The following is a 17,588-nucleotide window of genomic DNA, read 5'->3' on the forward strand; positions in this document are numbered from 1 at the left end:
GATTAAAAAATTGAATAAACATGCAATATATCATATATTAGATACACCATATGCATATGCAAAAAATAAAAATACTTTATCAGTAATGTTAAGAACTGCTAAAGATGATATAAAAACATGTCTCATACATTATAAGACTAGATATGATTGGGAAAATAATTTTTATATAAAAAAGATGGAGTTAAAGGACTCGAATAGTTTATTTGATTTCTTTAGTGCTAATATTTCTGTAGAGAGAAATAGGTATAGATATTTCTTTGAGTTAGAGGATCATGAAGGAAATAAAATTTTTCTTGATGAGAGAGGAATTAGAAGTGAAGAAATACCAAGAAAAGAAGCAACAGCTTTTCAATATCCGTATATAGCAAAACCAGATGTGTATAAAGAAGAAAAGTGGCTTCAGGAGGCAGTTGTTTATCAAATTTTTGTAGATCGTTTTAGGAATGGAGATGAGAGTAATGATCCTAAAAATGCATTGCCTTGGGGAGAAGAAGTAAGTCAGACTTCCATGTTTGGAGGTGATATTCAAGGAATAATTGATAAACTAGATTATTTAAAAGATCTAGGTGTTGATATTCTGTATTTAACACCTATTTTTAAATCTTCATCAAACCATAAATATAATACTGCTGATTATTATGAAATAGATCAGCAATTTGGTACTGTGGAGAAAGTAAAAGAATTAGTAGAGAAATGTCATGAAAGAAATATGAAAATTGTTTTTGATGCAGTATTTAATCATTCGGGAGCAGATTTCTTTGCATTTGAAGATATACTAAAAAATCAGGAAAAATCTAAATATAAAGACTGGTACTTTATAGATAACTTTCCGGTAGAATTTCAAAAATCAAATTATTATACTTTTGCAGATCATGTACCAACTATGCCAAAATTTAATACGGCTAATGAAGAGGTGAAAAAATATTTATTAGATGTAGCTAAGTATTGGATAGATGAAGTGAAGATTGATGGATGGAGACTGGATGTATGTGATGAAGTTGATCATAGCTTTTGGCGAGAGTTTAAAAAGGTTGTAAAAAAACATAAGAAGGAAGCTATAATTATTGGAGAAATAATGCATGAAGCTAGCTCATTTTTAAAGGGAGATCAGCTTGATGGTATTATGAATTATCCGTTTAAAGGAGCTATGGTGGACTTTTTTGGAAATAGGATAATAGATGCAAAAATGTTCAGTGAAATATTATCAACAAATAGGAATGTTTATATGGACAGTATAACAAAACAAATGTGGAACTTAATTGGAAGTCACGATACAAAAAGATTTTTGACAGAGTGTGATGGAAAAATAGAAAGAATAATGTTAGCAATTGCATTTCAATTCACATATTTAGGCGTTCCATACATATATTATGGAGATGAAATTGGACTTTTTGGAGGAGAAGAGCCGGAATCCAGAAGGTGTATGATATGGGAAGAAGAAAAGCAAAATAGAGAATTATATTGTTTGTATAAAAAATTAATTTATATAAGAAAAAATAATCTTGAATTAATTCATGGAAGATACAAAACGCTATTTTGTGAAGGAAATGTATTGATATTCGAAAGAAATTATAATAATGAAAGTATAATTGTTTTTATTAATAACGAGGAAATAGAAACAGAAGTAGAATTGTCGATTAATAAGTATGTTAGAAATCTTATTACATTAAAAGAAGAATATATTGGTAAAAGCGTATGTTTAAAATCAATGGAATTTAGAATATATAAAGTAATAACTGGTGAAAATGTACATTAAGAGCAGAAAATTTTGAATTAAAGGTATATATATTTATTTAATTTGATTAGATTAAGTATATATACCTTTATTTTTTTAGATTATTATAAAAGTTATTAAAAATCCATTATGGTAAAATGTGATAAAATATACTATGAAGTTATAGAATAAAATAAATAGTTTAAATTAACGACAGGAGAAGAAATTTGTAATGGTTATTTTTAGTGCTGTGGGCAGTGTGCTCAGTATAGTTATTATGATTTTTATGGGTTATGTATTAACTGCAAAAAAATGGTTTGATGAAGGCGCCTCAAAATTATTTTCAAAAATAGTGTGCAATATAGCACTTCCTTGTTTAATGGTGTCTGATTTAGTTGGGAATTTTGATAGAAAAAAATTAGAAGGATTAAGTAGCGGGTTAATAGTACCTTTTTTATCAATGGGGATATGTTATTTTATCGGAATTTTGGTGTCAAAATTAATTAAGGTTAAAAAGAACAGAAAAGGAACCTTTAGATCTATGTTTTTTGTATCCAATTCAATATTTATAGGATTACCTATTAATATGGCTTTGTTTGGAGAAAGCAGTATACCATATGTATTGCTATATTACATTGCAAATACAACTTTCTTTTGGACCATTGGAGCTTATGGGATAAGTAAAGATGGAGATGCTAATAATAGTAATAAAATATTTTCAAAAGAGACTTTAGCTAGATTGGTTTCACCTCCATTATTAGGATTTGTATTTGGTATTATTCTTATAATCTTTAATATTCAGCTACCAAAGTTTGTGCTTAATACATGTAAATATTTTGGGAATTTGACAACTCCTCTATCAATGCTTTTTATAGGAATAATAATTTTTTCAGTAGATATTAAGAGAATAAAACCTAATTTAGAAATGGCAGCAATTTTTGTAGGGAGATTTTTAATTTCACCTATAATAATCTACTTTTTTGGGAAACATATTGGGATACCTATACTTATGGAAAAGGTGTTTGTAATACAAGCAGCTATGCCCGTCATGACAAATACCTCTATTGTGGCAAAGCAATATAATGCAGATTACGAGTATGCAGCAGTTATGACTGTAGTTACAACTATTAGCAGTTTAATATTCATACCTATTTATATGTACTTATTAGGGTAAGCTTTTGTAATATAATAATTTTAGTTATATATGGGAACTAGTGATTAGCTAATAAAAATCAATATTTTAGGAATATTAAGATTAACAAAAGGAGAGATTTAAATATGTTAAAAGAATTTAAAGAATTTGCAATGAAAGGTAATATAGTTGATTTGGCAGTAGGTGTTATTATTGGTGGTGCTTTTGGGAGAATAGTTACATCTTTAGTCAATGATGTTGTAATGCCTCTTGTTGGTCTACTATTAGGTAAGGTTGATTTTTCAAATTTATTTATTGCTCTTGGAAGCGGAGATTTTAAAACAATACAGCAAGCAAAAGAAGCAGGTGTAGCTACTATAAACTATGGTTTGTTTATAAATAATGTAATAGATTTTTTGATAGTAGCATTTTCTATTTTTATAGTAATAAAACAAATTAACAAATTTACAAAGAAGAAAGAAGAAAAACCAGCAGAAACTAAGAAAACTTGTCCTTATTGCTATAGTGAAATTCATACTCATGCAAAAAGATGCCCCAATTGTACATCAGAATTAAATGAAAAGTAAAAAATAAAATGTAAAAATATCCCACAGAAATGAAAGAAAAAAAAATAAGAATTTCATATTTTGCAAAAAAAATATCTTGTCATTATGGTGAAAATCGTGTAAAAATTAATAGGAAACATAAATAATATCTGTTAAATACGATGAAATATGTTATAATCTAATAAGTTAGATTTGAATAAATAAAATTTAAATTATGACAAAGTATGAGTTATAAAAATTGCATTAATAAGTTTTGTTGAAATTTAGTTGGCAAGTGTAATTCATATGAGATATAAAATAAAGATTTAAAGGAGTTGTATTTTAATTGGGGAAAAAATTTAAAAGAGTGCTGGTTGCCAATAGAGGCGAAATAGCAATAAGAATTTTCAGAGCATGTCATGAACTTGGCATAAGAACAGTGGCTATATATACAGAAGAAGATAAGTTCGCATTATTTAGAACTAAGGCTCATGAAGCATATCAAATAGGAAAAAATAAGGGGCCAGTTGAAGCGTACTTAAACATTGATGAAATAATAAGCCTTGCATTAAAGAAGCATGTAGATGCTATACATCCAGGGTATGGATTCTTATCAGAAAATGCTGACTTTGCAAGAAGATGTGAAGAAGCAGGAATTGAATTCATAGGACCAAAATCAGAAATGATGGAAAGTTTAGGAGATAAGATTCAATCCAAGATAGCTGCTAAAAAAGCAGGTGTTCCAGTAATACCAGGTGTTGATAAAGCAATAGCTTCAGAAGAAGAAGCAATTGAAGTAGCTAACATGTGTGGATACCCTGTAATGGTAAAAGCTGCTGCCGGTGGTGGTGGTAGAGGTATGAGAATTGTAAGAAGTGAAGAAGAACTCCTTACTGCCTTTAGAAGTGCTAAAAACGAAGCTAAAAAAGCTTTTGGTATAGATGATATGTTTATTGAAAAATACATAGAAGGTCCAAAACATATTGAAATCCAAGTGTTAGGAGATAAATATGGTAATGTAGTTCATCTTTATGAAAGAGACTGCTCTATTCAAAGAAGACATCAAAAGGTTATTGAAATTGCGCCAGCATTATCTTTAACACAAGAAAAAAGAGAAGAAATATGTGAAGATGCATTGAAGATAGCTAGATCTGTAAGTTATAGAAGTGCAGGAACTCTAGAGTTCTTAGTTGATATGCATGGAAACCATTATTTTATAGAAATGAATCCAAGAGTTCAAGTTGAGCATACTATTACGGAAATGACTACAGGAATAGATATTGTTCAAAGTCAGATATTAATAGCTGAAGGATATAGATTAGATTCAGAAGAAATCGGAATAAAATCTCAAGCTGATATAAAGCCAAGAGGATATGCTATTCAATGCAGAGTGACAACAGAAGATCCATCAAACAACTTCTCTCCAGACACAGGAAAGATTGATGTTTATAGAACTGGATCAGGTTTTGGTATAAGACTTGATGGTGGTAATGGATATAGCGGAGCTGTAATCAGTCCATATTATGATAGTTTGCTTGTAAAGAGTACAGCATATTCAAGAACTTTTGATGATGCTGTTAGAAAATCTATACGTGCAATTAAAGAATTAACTATTACAGGTGTTAAGACTAACGTAGATTTTTTAATAAATGTATTAAATAATGAAAAATTCCAAAAGGGTGAATGTGATACTAACTTTATATCAGATAACCCACAATTATTTGATATAACTCCAAGAACTGATGAAGAACAAAGAATTCTAAGATTCATTGGTGAAAAAATAGTAAATGAAACTAAAGGTCTTAAAAAAGAATATGATGTTCCAGATATTCCAATCATAACTTCTTTAGATGGATTAAGTGGTACTAAGCAAATATTAGATGCAGAAGGTCCAGATGGAGTAGTTAAATGGATTAAAAATCAAAAGAAATTACTTCTTACAGATACAACAATGAGAGATGCTCAGCAATCATTAATGGCTACTCGTGTTAGAACTCAAGATATGAAGAATATTGGAAAGGCAACAGCTGTTTATGGAAATGACTTATTCTCTCTTGAAATGTGGGGAGGAGCTACTTTTGACACAGCTTATAGGTTCTTAAAAGAATCACCTTGGAAGAGACTTGAATCATTAAGAAAGAGAATTCCAAATGTTATGTTCCAAATGCTTATTAGAGGAGCAAATGCTGTAGGTTATAAAAACTATCCAGATAATGTTATAAGAGAATTTATCAAAGAATCTGCTGAAAGCGGAATAGACGTATTTAGAATTTTTGATTCACTTAATTGGTTAAAAGGGGTAGAAGTATCCTTAGATGAAGTGTTGAAATGTGGAAAAGTAGCAGAAGTAGCTTTATGTTACACTGGTGATATCTTAGATGAAAGCAGAGATAAGTATAACTTACAATATTATGTAAATAAGGCTAAAGAAATTGAAAAAATGGGTGCTCATATACTTGCTATAAAAGATATGTCAGCATTACTTAAACCATATGCAGCTAAGAAGCTTATAACTGCTTTAAAGGATGAAATTTCAATTCCAATTCATCTTCATACACATGATACTACTGGTAATGGTGTTGCTACAGTATTAATGGCAGCAGATGCAGGGGTTGATATAGTTGATACAACCTTCAACAGTATGTCAGGACTTACAAGTCAGCCAGCATTAAACTCAATTGTAGCTGCTCTTGGAAATACAGATAGAGATACAGGAATTGATTTAAGCGAAATTCAAAAGTTATCTGACTATTGGGATACAGTAAGACCAGTATACAGCCAATTTGAATCAGATTTAAAATCAGGAAGCGCTGAAATTTATAAGTTTGAAATTCCTGGAGGTCAATATTCAAACTTAAAGCCGCAAGTTGAAAGCTTTGGGCTTGGGCATAGATTTAATGATGTAAAACATATGTATAAGAAAGTTAATGATATGCTTGGAGATATAATAAAGGTTACACCATCATCAAAAATGGTTGGTGATATGGCTATCTTTATGGTTAAAAATGATTTGACTCCAGAAAATATACTTGAAAAAGCTAAGAATATGGCATTTCCAGATTCTATAGTTTCATACTTCAAAGGAATGATGGGTCAACCAGAAGGAGGCTTCCCTAAGGAATTACAAGAACTTGTTTTAAAGGGTGAAGAGCCTATAACTGTTAGACCAGGAGAACTATTGCCACCAGAAGACTTTGATAAGATTGCAGAATACTTAAAGGATAAATATAAATTTACTCCATGTAAGAAGGATATAATAAGTTATGCATTATATCCAGATGTATTCGAAGCATATATAAAATTTGTTTTAGAATTTGGTGATGTAAGTCGTATGGGTAGTGATGTATTCTTCCATGGACTTGCAGAAGGAGAAACTAGCGAAATCGAAATAGCTGAAGGAAAGACTATGATTGTTCAATTAATTGAAATTGGAAAACTTGATGCAGAAGGTAACAGAACTTTAGATTTCGAAATTAATGGTAATAGAAGAGAAATTAAAATAAAAGACAAAACAGAAAGAATTACAGGTGGGTTAAAAGAAGATAATAATTCTAAGATGGCTGATCCAGAGAATAAATTAGAAGTTGGAGCAAGTATTCCAGGTACTATAATTAAAGTGCTTGTAAATGAAGGGCAAGAAGTTAAAGAAGGTGAAAGCTTGCTTGTAATAGAAGCAATGAAGATGGAAACAAACATTGTTGCTGCTACTTCTGGAATTGTTGAAGCTGTACTTATAAAAGAAGGTCAACAAGTTAAGACTGGTGAATTGTTAATGAAACTAAAATAAATATCTGAGTTTTATAAGTTAAAATAATATAGCACGATTTACATTACTATAAAGAGTTTTAAGAAATGTAAATCGTGCTTTTATAGAAGGTAAAATCATTTACATACCAAAGTAAAACTGATAGTATAAGTATATAGATGTTCATAAGAAAATTTTAACAAAAGAATACTAAAAAAAATTAAAATATACGAGGAGTAATAGTTTAAATGGCCAATATGATGCATATTTTTAAAAGTCACGGATTTAAAAGATTTCTAACATTATTATTTATTTTTGTATTTTTGTATTTAATGCGAGGCATGCTTAATTTAATGCTTTTAACTTTTGTCTTTATATATTTAATTAATAGTGTTTCAAAGTTTTTAATAAAAAGGCTTGAAGGAAAAATAAATTTGAATTATAAAGTAATGATAGTAATTGTAGCCTTATTTGTTACAGCAATGTTGTTTATAATAATAATAGATTTCTTACCATTAGTTACAGGTGAGTTTAATCAAGTTGTTAGCCAGATAAGAGAATTATATGTTAAAGTTCCTAATAATGAGATTATTAATATGGTAAAGGATAAATTAGATCAGGTTTATGCACATATATTTTCAGCAGAAGGTATAACTTATATAGTTCAGTCTATTTCCAATATAAGTAAATTAGCGATTAATATTATGATAGCTCTAATTTTAAGTATTTTCTTCCTTTTAGAAAAAGATAAGATAAGTGATTTTACATATAAGTTTAAGCAAAGTAAGTTAGCTGGAATATATAGCGAGTTTGAATTCTTTGGAAGAAAATTTCTTTCTTCTTTTGGAAAGGTTATAGAAGTTCAAATTGTTATAGCTACAATTAATGGATTGCTTTCAACCATTGGGTTAGCTATAATTGGGTTCCCTCATTTGTTGGGTTTTGGAATGATGGTTATGCTTCTAGGACTTATTCCTGTAGCAGGAGTTATAATATCTTTAGTTCCATTAAGTATTGTTGCTTTCAGTACCGGAGGAATTATGAGGGTAGTATATGTGCTTGTAATGATTGCATTACTTCATGCTTTTGAGGCATACATATTAAATCCTAAGTTAATGTCGGATAAAACTAAGCTTCCAATATTTTATACGTTGAGTATACTTATCGTGTCAGAGCATATAGCAGGAGTTTTAGGATTGGTGGTTGGAATTCCTGTATTTATGTTTATATTAGATATTGTAGAAGTTCCATATGGTAATATATCAAAAAAGGATGGCGAATAATGTTAAATTTAGTTTGTAATCATAGTATTTAAACATAGAAATATTATTATAACATTCTGAAATTTGTTGAATAGTAGTGGATTTTAAAATATAATAATATTAGGGTTAATTTATAATAAATAGATTTATTGGCTTTTGGTGGAAGAAGTATATTTATTATGAAGAGAATATTGTTGTGAAGAGAATAATTAATAGAATGTATCAACAAGGTATATGAATTAATTATATTTCTATAGATAAAGAGGTAGGTGGAATTATGAAAAAAGTAAATATTGTTATAGTTGATGATTCGGCTTTTCAAATTGCTTTGTTGAGAGATTTGTTAACTGAAAATGGGTTTAATGTTGTAGGAGAAGCGAGTAGCTTGGAAGAAGTAATTGAAGTGGTTGGTAATACAAAGCCTGATTTAGTGACAATGGACATGACCATTCCAGGGACTGATGGATTTGAATGTACTCAGGAAATACACAAAATTGATCCAAATATAAAGGTGATAATTGTAAGTTCTATGATGGATGATGAAATTGTAAGAAAGGCTAAAAAGCTTCATGTATCAGGATATGCACAAAAACCTGTTGACGGAGAAGAGTTATCTCTGTTAATTAATAGAGTTATGGCTGATGTGGAATTATTTTCTGAATTAAATGAAATATATTCATCAATTTTTAAAGAAGCATTATTAGATGTATTTAATAAGCTTACTAAGACGCTTCCAGAGATTACTGGAGAGAGCAATATTAATGTTGAAACATCTAGTCATGGAATTTCAATTGTAATGGGGATAATAGGAAAGTATTCAGGAAGAGCAATCTTCGATATGTCATTTGATACTGCAAGTGCTTTAGCAAAAGTTTTACTAAGAAGAGATCCAAAAAATAATGATGAAATCCTTAATGTTATGTCTGAATTATCAAATATGACAGCAGGAAATGCATGTTCGATGATTAATAAGAAGAATAAGATATTCGGATTAAGAGTTGCACCACCAACAACATTTCATGGTGAGTCAATTAGTATATCCAAAGCTGTATTAGAAGCAGTTTATTCAGCAAATGCAAAGACTCAGTTTGGTGATTTATCAATAAGTATAGGATTTGGAAGAGGTGAAGGGGAATGGATGTCAATTATATAAATCCTATTTTAGCTTCTTTTGCCAACGTATTACCACAATTGGGGATATCAAAGGTAGAAAAGAAGGGAATAAGCTTAAAGGGAAAATTTATAGAGAGTCCTGGTGTTGTCATCATAGTAGGTATAGTTGGTGATATTAAAGGAAATGTTATATATGGAATGAGCGTAGATGACGCTAAAAAAATTGCATCGGCAATGATGATGGGTATGCCTGTAAATGATTTTGATGAATTAGCTCAAAGTGCAATTTCAGAACTTACTAATATGCTTACTGCCAATGTGGCAACAAATTTTTCAAATGATAATATAATTATCAATATATCAACACCAACACTTATACATGGAAAGTTTACTGCAAATGCAACTACAGATAAAGTTGTTTGTGTTTCGATGGATGTAGGTGGAATGACTGTTGAAGTTAACATATCTATGGAAAAGAATACACTGTAAATCCAGCTATAGGTATTATTAAGGAGTGAAGACAGAATTTTTAAACATGATTATTTTAAGGTTCCCATAATAATTCTTAAGCTTTTTAGAGATATATTTTATTCGATTTCAATTATTTCAATTGTAGTCCTAAGCGTTTTAAATACAACAATTGTATATAGATATGTTATAGATAAATATGAGTTAGAAAAGTATACTTTATTACCCAAAGATGTGTTGATGGATAATTATCAAAGAGTAATTTCTTATGTTCAAAATCCATTAGATCATGAGTTGATTTTAAATAGATTACCAATGAGTGAATTTGGGAAAACACATTTCTTTGAGGTGAAGAGAATTTTTATTGCATTATATATTTTTGGCATTGTTTTTATTATTATGATGATTTCGAAAATAGTAATGAATAAAAGAAAAGATTTATGGAAAAGACTTATAGAAAGTTTTAATAGATGTGTAAATATAATAGCTATAGTATTTATATCTATTTCTATAATGATGATGATAAATTTTTCTAAAGCATTTTATTACTTTCATAAAATATTCTTTAGAAATGATTATTGGATTTTTGATCCTAATAAAGATCCTATAATCAATGCATTACCAGAAGAACTTTTTATGATTGAAGCAATATTGATAATAATTTTATTGTTAATATTCACTGTAATAATTAAAATTCTTTATTTGAGAAATAAAAAAGTAAAATAAATTTAAGGGATAAGCTTTCGCTGCAAATTTTTTATCACAACCATATGATAGAAAATTGAAATGAAAACTTATCCCTTTGTTTTTAATAATTTTTTTCCTTAACTAATAATTTTATGAGTTTTTAAAAACTATAAAAAAATTATCATTATTTTTATTTGTTGGAAACTTAAATATATAGGTGAGTTGAATTTAGTGATTTACATATCGTGATTTATGGTAAAATAAATTGTAAGTAAATAGGAATTATATAAGTTTGTATACATATGTGGAATATTGCACTACAAGTTTATTAAAGTAGCTTTTGGAGGAATAAATATGGACATACCTAACATATTAATTGTGGAAGATGATAAGGAAATAAATAATTTGATTTGCGAAGCATTAAAAAAAGAGAATTACAATATTATTCAGGCTTTTGATGGGAAAGAAGCTACTGAAAAATATAACGAGAATATTCAGCTGATAATACTAGATTTAATGCTTCCATTTGTTGATGGAATAGAAGTATTAAGGATTATAAGAGAAAAGAGTAATTTACCAGTAATAATTCTTTCTGCAAAGGAGGAAGAAACTGATAGAATAATTGGACTTAGTATGGGTGCCGATGATTACATGGTAAAGCCATTTTCAGTAAGGGAATTAACGGCAAGAGTAAAGGCTCAGCTTAGAAGATATATAAATTATAATGAAAAAAAGGAAGAAAATTCTGTTTTACAATATAATGATTTAAAATTAGATACTTTGAACTATAAGGTATATAAGGCAGAGGAAGAAATAAACTTAACTAAAAAGGAATTTGAACTTTTAAAGTTATTCCTTTCAAATCCTAATAGAGTATTTACAAAAGCTAATATATTTAATAGTGTGTGGGAAAATGAATATTTAAATGATGATAATACTGTAATGGTTCATATAAAAAGACTTAGAAATAAGATTGAAAGCGATCCTAATACTCCAAAGTATATAATCACAGTGTGGGGAATAGGATATAAACTTGGTGAATAGTATGAGTATATTAAATTATATTTTTATAGTCATAATATTAATTCTTATAGTAATATTAATATCTTCATATAAAAAAATAAATTATATAAGTACAATATTAGAAGAGATTTTTGAAGGAAACTTTAATCAGAGGGTAAGACAGCAAAATCATATAAAGCCGTTAAAGATATTAACTATAAATATAAATAAAATAATAGAAAGACTTCAAAAGATTAATGAGGAAAACAAGAGGAGTGAAGAATCACGAAAGAAAATGATATCTAATATATCCCATGACCTTAGAACTCCATTAACATCAATGTTAGGATATTTAGAACTTATCTTGGAGGATAGAAATATAGACATTAGTGATACTTTGAGTGAGAAACAAAAGGAAGAATATCTAAGGATAGTATATAATAAGGGGAATTATTTGTATGATCTTATGGAGGAGTTTTTTCAAGTTTCTAAGCTTGACTCAAATGATATTAGACTAGAAATAAAGAAGGTAAATATATCTGAAATTATTAGAGAAAATATAATTTCCTTTTTTAATGAAATAAAGAAGCTTGATATAAAGCCAAAAATAAATATTCCAGATGAAGATGTTTATGTATTGGGAGATGAAAAAGCTCTAAATAGAATTTTTACAAATTTAATTAATAATGCATTAAAGCATGGGGTGAAAGCAACTATTATTGGAGTAGAACTCAATTACGATGAGAAAAATATTTCTATAGATATCTACGATAATGGTGCTGGTATACCAGATGATGAAATAAACTATGTATTCGATAGATTATACACAGTTGAAAAATCAAGAAGTTTAAATGCAAAAGGTAGTGGACTTGGCCTTACTATAGTTAAGAAATTAATAGAAGCTCTAGATGGTAAAATTACTGTATCCAGCAGTTCTTTTGAAAAAACCACATTTACAGTCATATTTCCTAGATTGTGATAGAGACAAATTTATGAAGCAGCCGCTTTTTGATATATATTTGTTTTGTAATGTCTTAAGGCAAATTTTCAATTAGAAATATATATGTTAAAATGTATATGAAAAATAAAGGCGGTGGATTATTTGAAGTGTAGAATTTGTGGTATGGAAATAAACGAAAAAAATTATAATTTTAACGAGGCAGCTTTTACAAGTAAAAACTCTATAGATAATATTTTGTATTGTCCATTTTGTGGAGTTGGTAAAGAATATTTAAGTAAGAATAATGAAATTATTGCAATTGAGACAAGCTTACTTGATGAGAATACATTGAAAATTTTAGATCATGCTGTTAAATTAGAAATGTTTAACGGAGATTTTTACAATACAGCAGCTAAAATGGCAAAGGATTCTGAAGTTAAGAAAATATTTGAAGCTTTATCGAAGATAGAAATATTCCATTCAAAGCTTCATCAAAGGCTAGGAGGATTTGATAAAGCTCCTGAATTAAGTAAAGTTAATTATGATAGATATGATAGTGATAATGCTCTTTTAGATTTAGCAAGGCAAAAAGAAGAGCATGCAGTAAGCTATTATGAAAGATATAAAAAAGAAGTTAACGATGAGACTTTGGTTAAGGTTTTTGAAGCTTTAGCAGCAGTAGAAAGAGAACATATTATTCTTGTTGAAGAGTAATTAGTAGCTGGCAATCATATATTGAAATATGAAATGCTTACATAATTTAAATCTTAAAAAGTTAAGGAATTTGTAAGAACATATTAAAAGTGGTGTAAGGACTATGTTGTATATTTAAAACATAGTCCTTTGTGTTGCGATAAAAAATTAATTAATTTGCGATAATAAAGATTTATGGAGGAGATAGATATGGAATATGTTTTAAGAACTCACAACCTAACAAAAGAGTTTAAGAAGTTTTCAGCAGTGAACAATGTTAATATGAACATTAAGCAAGGAGAAATATATGGTTTTTTAGGAGAAAATGGAGCTGGAAAAACTACAACTATAAGAATGATTATGGGACTTATGAAAGCTAATTCTGGTGAAATAGAGTTGTTTTCTCAAATGCAATCTAGAAAGAGTAGGGAGTTATACAAAAGAATAGGATCTATTATAGAGTATCCAGGCTTTTATCCCAATTTAACTGCACAAGAAAATTTAGAGATACATAGAAGGATGATGGGAGTGGAGGACAAAGAAAGTATTAGAAATTCTTTAAAAATAGCAGGAATAGAAGAGGTAAAGGATAAAAAGGTTAAGGAATTTTCCCTTGGTATGAAGCAAAGGCTTGGAATAGCAAGAGCAATTTTGCATAATCCAGAATTTTTAATTTTAGATGAGCCTGTTAATGGACTTGATCCAAGTGGGATAAAAGAGATTAGAGAATTAATATTAGATTTAAGAAATAAGCATGGAATTACGTTTCTAATATCAAGCCATATATTAAGTGAAATTCAGCAAATGGCAACAAAAATAGGAATAATTCATAAGGGTAAATTACTTGAAGAAATAGATTATGACGAGCTTCAAAAGAGAAATAGGCATTATATTAATATAAAAGTAAATGATGATAAAAAGGCAGCATTTATATTAGAACAAAAATTAAATATAAAAGATTATGTGATATGGGAAAAAAATAACTTGCGAGTATACGAAAATTTGCAAGGGGCAGCTGAAATAAATAATACTTTGATTTCAAATGATATAAATATTGATGAGCTTTGTGTAAGAGCAGATAGTTTAGAAGATTACTTCTTAAAGCTTACAGGAAAATAAAAAGAAGAATTTTTGTAATATATCTTTAGCATAGGAGGATGCAAATGTTTAATATAATATATTCAGAATTTTTGAAATTAAAAAAATCATATATTTTAATTATAACTTTAATTAGTGGATTATTAATGCCAGGAGTGCAATTTGCAGGAACATGGGGAAATGAAATAGCTAAAGTTCCAGAGGAATTAAAAGAGAGACATTTGATGAATCATATATTAAATATAGAAATGATGTCATTTCACTTTATATATATTGTTATATTTTCATTAATAGTAGCTTATATATTCACAAGAGAATTTACAGATAAAACTACTAACATTTTATATTCATATCCAATTGATAGGGTTCAAATATTAATCGGGAAGTATATAGTAGCATGCGTATTAGTGTTGGCTGTATATGTAATTCAATTTATAGCCTCATATTTAGGTTTGTATATAGTTTGGAGGCAGCTGCCTTCAGCAGGATTTATTAGTAATGATATAAAAGTAAATATGTATTCAGCGTTATTACAATTTATTTTAATACCTATTCCAATATTTATTGGGAATATTACAAAGAATATTATATTTCCAATTGTCTATGGAGTTTTAGGCGTAGCGGCAGGAATGGTATTACTTCTGTTTATGTCTAAAGGAAGTATATATGGACAAATTTGTCCGTTAATATTGCCATCATTACCACTATATTATTATCATATTGGAGATCCAATTGATTATGTTATAGCAATTGGAAGTGGAGTAATTACTTTTGTTTTATTTACATTTTTGTGTATTTATAATTGCAGAAATGTAGATGTGAATTAAGGAGGGAGCTATTTGTTAAATTCAATATATTGTGAATTTTTAAAGTTAAAAAAATCCTATATTTGGATTGTAATTTTAGTTAGTGGACTAGCTGTGACATCATTTTTAGATTTAATTATATTAATACTTAAGGACAAACGAACCTTTGAAAGTTATGCATCTAATACAGAAATGGCCAATTTTTTACTGCTCTATACCATTTTATTTTCTTTGATTGTAGGATATGTATTTTCTAGAGAACATGAAGAAAAAACTTCAAATATATTATTTTCCTATCCAATTCCTAGAATAAAAATTTTTATGGCTAAATTTATAACTATAGATATATTAATTTTTTGCGTTTATTTAATAGAACTTATATCTATATATTTAGGATATTATTTTTTGTATAAAAAGTTACCAGAAAGTACTTTTATAGTTAATCATATTATTCAAAATATATACTCCTTAATATTTCAGTACTTATTAATACCTATTCCAATATTAATTACAAATATAAGTAGAAATATTATGGCTCCAGTAGTGTATGGAGTAATAGTGGAGATACTTATGGGAACTATAGCAAATGAATATTTCCCATTTTTTGCACCATATTATTTTGCTTTGGAAACATTTAAGCCTAAATTAACAAATGTAACTTACAGTGCAGTTGGGAGTGTTATTTGTTTTATCATATTTATGAGTATAAGTATTTATCATTATAATAAAACTGACATTATCTAAGGCATAATTAAAATTTTAGGTTAAGGAGATAAACATGAGGAAGATTATAAATATTTGTGTAGGTTCATTTTTAGTCTTTTTGATATTGTGGACAACTGGCTGTGAAAGTCAGTATTTAGGTGGAAATAGAAATTCTAAATGGGTAAAAGATTTGAATTATCTACAGAAAGCATTACCTAAAAAACATGCAAATTTATTTTTTAGAGTTAGTGAAGAACAATTTAATGATCAAATAAATGAATTAAAAAAATCAGTAGACAATTTAAACGATGATGAAATATTGGATGAGATTTATAAAATAGTTGCTTTAATAGGCGATGGGCATACAAAAGCTCAAAGAGAATTTTCACGTTCATATCCATTTCAATTTTATTATTATAAAGATTCAATATATGCAATTAATACAATAGATGAATATAAGCAAGCTTTAAATTGTGAACTTATAAAAATAAATGGACAAGATATTAAAACAATTGCAAATAAACTTTCACCATTAATTTCCCGGGAAAATGAAGTGACTATTAAAAAAGTTTTGCCTAATTACTTATCAAGACCAGAAATTCTCCATGGAGCAAAAATAATAGAAGATATAGATTCGCCAATTAATTTTACTTTTAAAGATAGAAGTGGAAAAATCTTCGATTTAAAGGTAGACGCCTTAGACGCTACTATAGATAATGGAAAAAACTTTTTAATAAGTAGAGAGTATGATGAAACGTATCCCCTATATATGCAGAAATCTGATTTAAAATATTGGTATCAATATTTAGAAAAGGATAAAATGGTCTATTTGAAATATAATGCATGTTCTGAAGATGAAAAAGTTGGAAGGCTAGAGGATTTTAATAATGAGATGTTAAGTTTTATACAGAATAATCCTGTTGATAAATTTGTGATTGATATGAGAAATAATTCTGGTGGAGGAGAAAACAGACTGGATGGAATAATAGAAGGAATAAAAAATAGTAATTTAAATGATAAGAAAAGATTTCTTGTTATAGTAGGAAGACAAACATTTTCAGCTGCTATAATAGATGCAGTTAAATGGAGAAATGAAACTAATGCAACTTTTATTGGAGAACCAACTAGTGGTAAGCCTAATCATTATGGAGCAGTTAAGAATTTTTTACTTCCAAATTCAAATCTTAAAATTCAGTATTCAACTACTTATGCAAAGACTAGTAATGATGAAAGAGATTCATTTATACCAGATAAGACAATTGAATTATCAATAGATGATTATGTTAATAAAAAAGATCCTGTATTAGATTATATTATAGGTGAAAATTAAGAAAAATTCGAAGATAGATTGATTTTTCAAGATCAATCTATCTTCGAATTAAACAATGGTTATATTTAGCAATGAAAATGGAGTTATAGAGTTAAGAACAGAGGAAAAAGATAATTCAGTAAGTATTTCTGCAATAGATAATGGAATAGGAATAGATAAAAGTTATATTGAAGATATTTGGGGAAGGTATTATAAAAATAAAGAAAGTGGAGGTATGGGCATAGGGCTGGCAATATGTAGTGAGATATTAAAACTGCATAATTTCCAATATGGCGTTATTAGTGAAAAAGGAGAGATGACAGAATTTTATTTTATAGTTCCAAAGATAAAGAAGTATTTGTAGAAGAA

General features: G+C 28.2%; 16 protein-coding genes. All 16 read left to right on the forward strand.

The annotated features are described in order from the left end of the window. The first annotated feature begins 10 nt into the window (after positions 1 to 10). The 16 genes from GXK56_RS11110 to GXK56_RS11185 all read left to right on the forward strand — a co-directional run bounded on the left by GXK56_RS11110 (position 11) and on the right by GXK56_RS11185 (position 17,583). A complete protein-coding gene (locus tag GXK56_RS11110) occupies positions 11 to 1,756 on the forward strand; it encodes a glycoside hydrolase family 13 protein (protein ID WP_160687533.1) in 1,746 nt (581 codons plus the stop codon). A gap of 190 nt (positions 1,757 to 1,946) precedes the next feature. Continuing rightward, on the forward strand, positions 1,947 to 2,888 hold the full coding sequence (locus GXK56_RS11115; RefSeq protein WP_160687534.1) for an AEC family transporter: 942 nt from the start codon (positions 1,947 to 1,949) through the stop codon (positions 2,886 to 2,888). A 104-nt stretch (positions 2,889 to 2,992) separates the two neighbouring features. Continuing rightward, positions 2,993 to 3,433 (forward strand): large conductance mechanosensitive channel protein MscL, encoded by a 441-nt coding sequence (mscL, locus tag GXK56_RS11120; RefSeq protein WP_160687535.1) that lies wholly within the window; start codon positions 2,993 to 2,995, stop codon positions 3,431 to 3,433. Positions 3,434 to 3,737: 304 nt separating this feature from the next. Further along, complete coding sequence (locus GXK56_RS11125; RefSeq protein WP_160687536.1) at positions 3,738 to 7,178, forward strand: pyruvate carboxylase; 3,441 nt, start codon at positions 3,738 to 3,740, stop codon at positions 7,176 to 7,178. Between the two features lie 218 nt (positions 7,179 to 7,396). Further along, on the forward strand, positions 7,397 to 8,419 hold the full coding sequence (locus tag GXK56_RS11130) for an AI-2E family transporter (RefSeq protein ID WP_243156088.1): 1,023 nt from the start codon (positions 7,397 to 7,399) through the stop codon (positions 8,417 to 8,419). Positions 8,420 to 8,675: 256 nt separating this feature from the next. Next, entirely contained in the window at positions 8,676 to 9,551 is an 876-nt protein-coding gene (locus GXK56_RS11135; protein ID WP_160687538.1) for a response regulator, read from the forward strand. Next, a complete protein-coding gene (locus GXK56_RS11140) occupies positions 9,533 to 10,000 on the forward strand; it encodes a chemotaxis protein CheX (RefSeq protein ID WP_160687539.1) in 468 nt (155 codons plus the stop codon). Before GXK56_RS11135 ends, GXK56_RS11140 begins: the two co-directional genes overlap by 19 nt. Positions 10,001 to 10,105: 105 nt before the next feature. Next, the gene (locus GXK56_RS11145) at positions 10,106 to 10,705 is read left to right on the forward strand and encodes a TIGR01906 family membrane protein (protein ID WP_279283101.1); all 600 of its coding nucleotides are present in this window, start codon (positions 10,106 to 10,108) and stop codon (positions 10,703 to 10,705) included. A 315-nt stretch (positions 10,706 to 11,020) separates the two neighbouring features. Next, on the forward strand, positions 11,021 to 11,710 hold the full coding sequence (locus GXK56_RS11150) for a response regulator transcription factor (protein ID WP_160687540.1): 690 nt from the start codon (positions 11,021 to 11,023) through the stop codon (positions 11,708 to 11,710). A 1-nt stretch (position 11,711) separates the two neighbouring features. Then, a complete protein-coding gene (locus GXK56_RS11155) occupies positions 11,712 to 12,647 on the forward strand; it encodes a HAMP domain-containing sensor histidine kinase (RefSeq protein WP_160687541.1) in 936 nt (311 codons plus the stop codon). Positions 12,648 to 12,770: 123 nt separating this feature from the next. Beyond that, a complete protein-coding gene (locus GXK56_RS11160; RefSeq protein ID WP_160687542.1) occupies positions 12,771 to 13,322 on the forward strand; it encodes a ferritin family protein in 552 nt (183 codons plus the stop codon). A 189-nt stretch (positions 13,323 to 13,511) separates the two neighbouring features. Beyond that, positions 13,512 to 14,420, forward strand: a complete 909-nt coding sequence (locus GXK56_RS11165) for an ABC transporter ATP-binding protein (RefSeq protein ID WP_160687543.1) — start codon at positions 13,512 to 13,514, stop codon at positions 14,418 to 14,420. A gap of 44 nt (positions 14,421 to 14,464) precedes the next feature. Further along, entirely contained in the window at positions 14,465 to 15,226 is a 762-nt protein-coding gene (locus GXK56_RS11170) for an ABC transporter permease (RefSeq protein WP_160687544.1), read from the forward strand. Positions 15,227 to 15,238: 12 nt separating this feature from the next. Continuing rightward, positions 15,239 to 15,949 (forward strand): ABC transporter permease, encoded by a 711-nt coding sequence (locus tag GXK56_RS11175; protein WP_160687545.1) that lies wholly within the window; start codon positions 15,239 to 15,241, stop codon positions 15,947 to 15,949. Between the two features lie 34 nt (positions 15,950 to 15,983). After that, on the forward strand, positions 15,984 to 17,240 hold the full coding sequence (locus GXK56_RS11180; protein WP_160687546.1) for a peptidase S41: 1,257 nt from the start codon (positions 15,984 to 15,986) through the stop codon (positions 17,238 to 17,240). Positions 17,241 to 17,295: 55 nt separating this feature from the next. Then, positions 17,296 to 17,583, forward strand: coding sequence for an ATP-binding protein (locus tag GXK56_RS11185; RefSeq protein ID WP_160687547.1), 288 nt, complete (start codon positions 17,296 to 17,298; stop codon positions 17,581 to 17,583). The last annotated feature ends 5 nt before the right edge of the window (positions 17,584 to 17,588 follow it).

It is taken from the genome of Clostridium sp. C2-6-12 (assembly GCF_009928485.1).
In the GTDB taxonomy this organism is placed as follows: Bacteria; Bacillota; Clostridia; order Clostridiales; family Clostridiaceae; genus Clostridium.

Coding starts and splice junctions, on each gene's coding strand:
- GXK56_RS11115 (WP_160687534.1), top strand. CDS start 1,947: ATGGTTATTTTTAGTGCTGTGGGCAGTGTGCTCAGTATAGTTATTATG.
- mscL (WP_160687535.1), top strand. CDS start 2,993: ATGTTAAAAGAATTTAAAGAATTTGCAATGAAAGGTAATATAGTTGAT.
- GXK56_RS11130 (WP_243156088.1), top strand. CDS start 7,397: ATGCATATTTTTAAAAGTCACGGATTTAAAAGATTTCTAACATTATTA.
- GXK56_RS11135 (WP_160687538.1), top strand. CDS start 8,676: ATGAAAAAAGTAAATATTGTTATAGTTGATGATTCGGCTTTTCAAATT.
- GXK56_RS11140 (WP_160687539.1), top strand. CDS start 9,533: ATGGATGTCAATTATATAAATCCTATTTTAGCTTCTTTTGCCAACGTA.
- GXK56_RS11150 (WP_160687540.1), top strand. CDS start 11,021: ATGGACATACCTAACATATTAATTGTGGAAGATGATAAGGAAATAAAT.
- GXK56_RS11155 (WP_160687541.1), top strand. CDS start 11,712: ATGAGTATATTAAATTATATTTTTATAGTCATAATATTAATTCTTATA.
- GXK56_RS11165 (WP_160687543.1), top strand. CDS start 13,512: ATGGAATATGTTTTAAGAACTCACAACCTAACAAAAGAGTTTAAGAAG.
- GXK56_RS11170 (WP_160687544.1), top strand. CDS start 14,465: ATGTTTAATATAATATATTCAGAATTTTTGAAATTAAAAAAATCATAT.
- GXK56_RS11180 (WP_160687546.1), top strand. CDS start 15,984: ATGAGGAAGATTATAAATATTTGTGTAGGTTCATTTTTAGTCTTTTTG.
- GXK56_RS11185 (WP_160687547.1), top strand. CDS start 17,296: ATGGTTATATTTAGCAATGAAAATGGAGTTATAGAGTTAAGAACAGAG.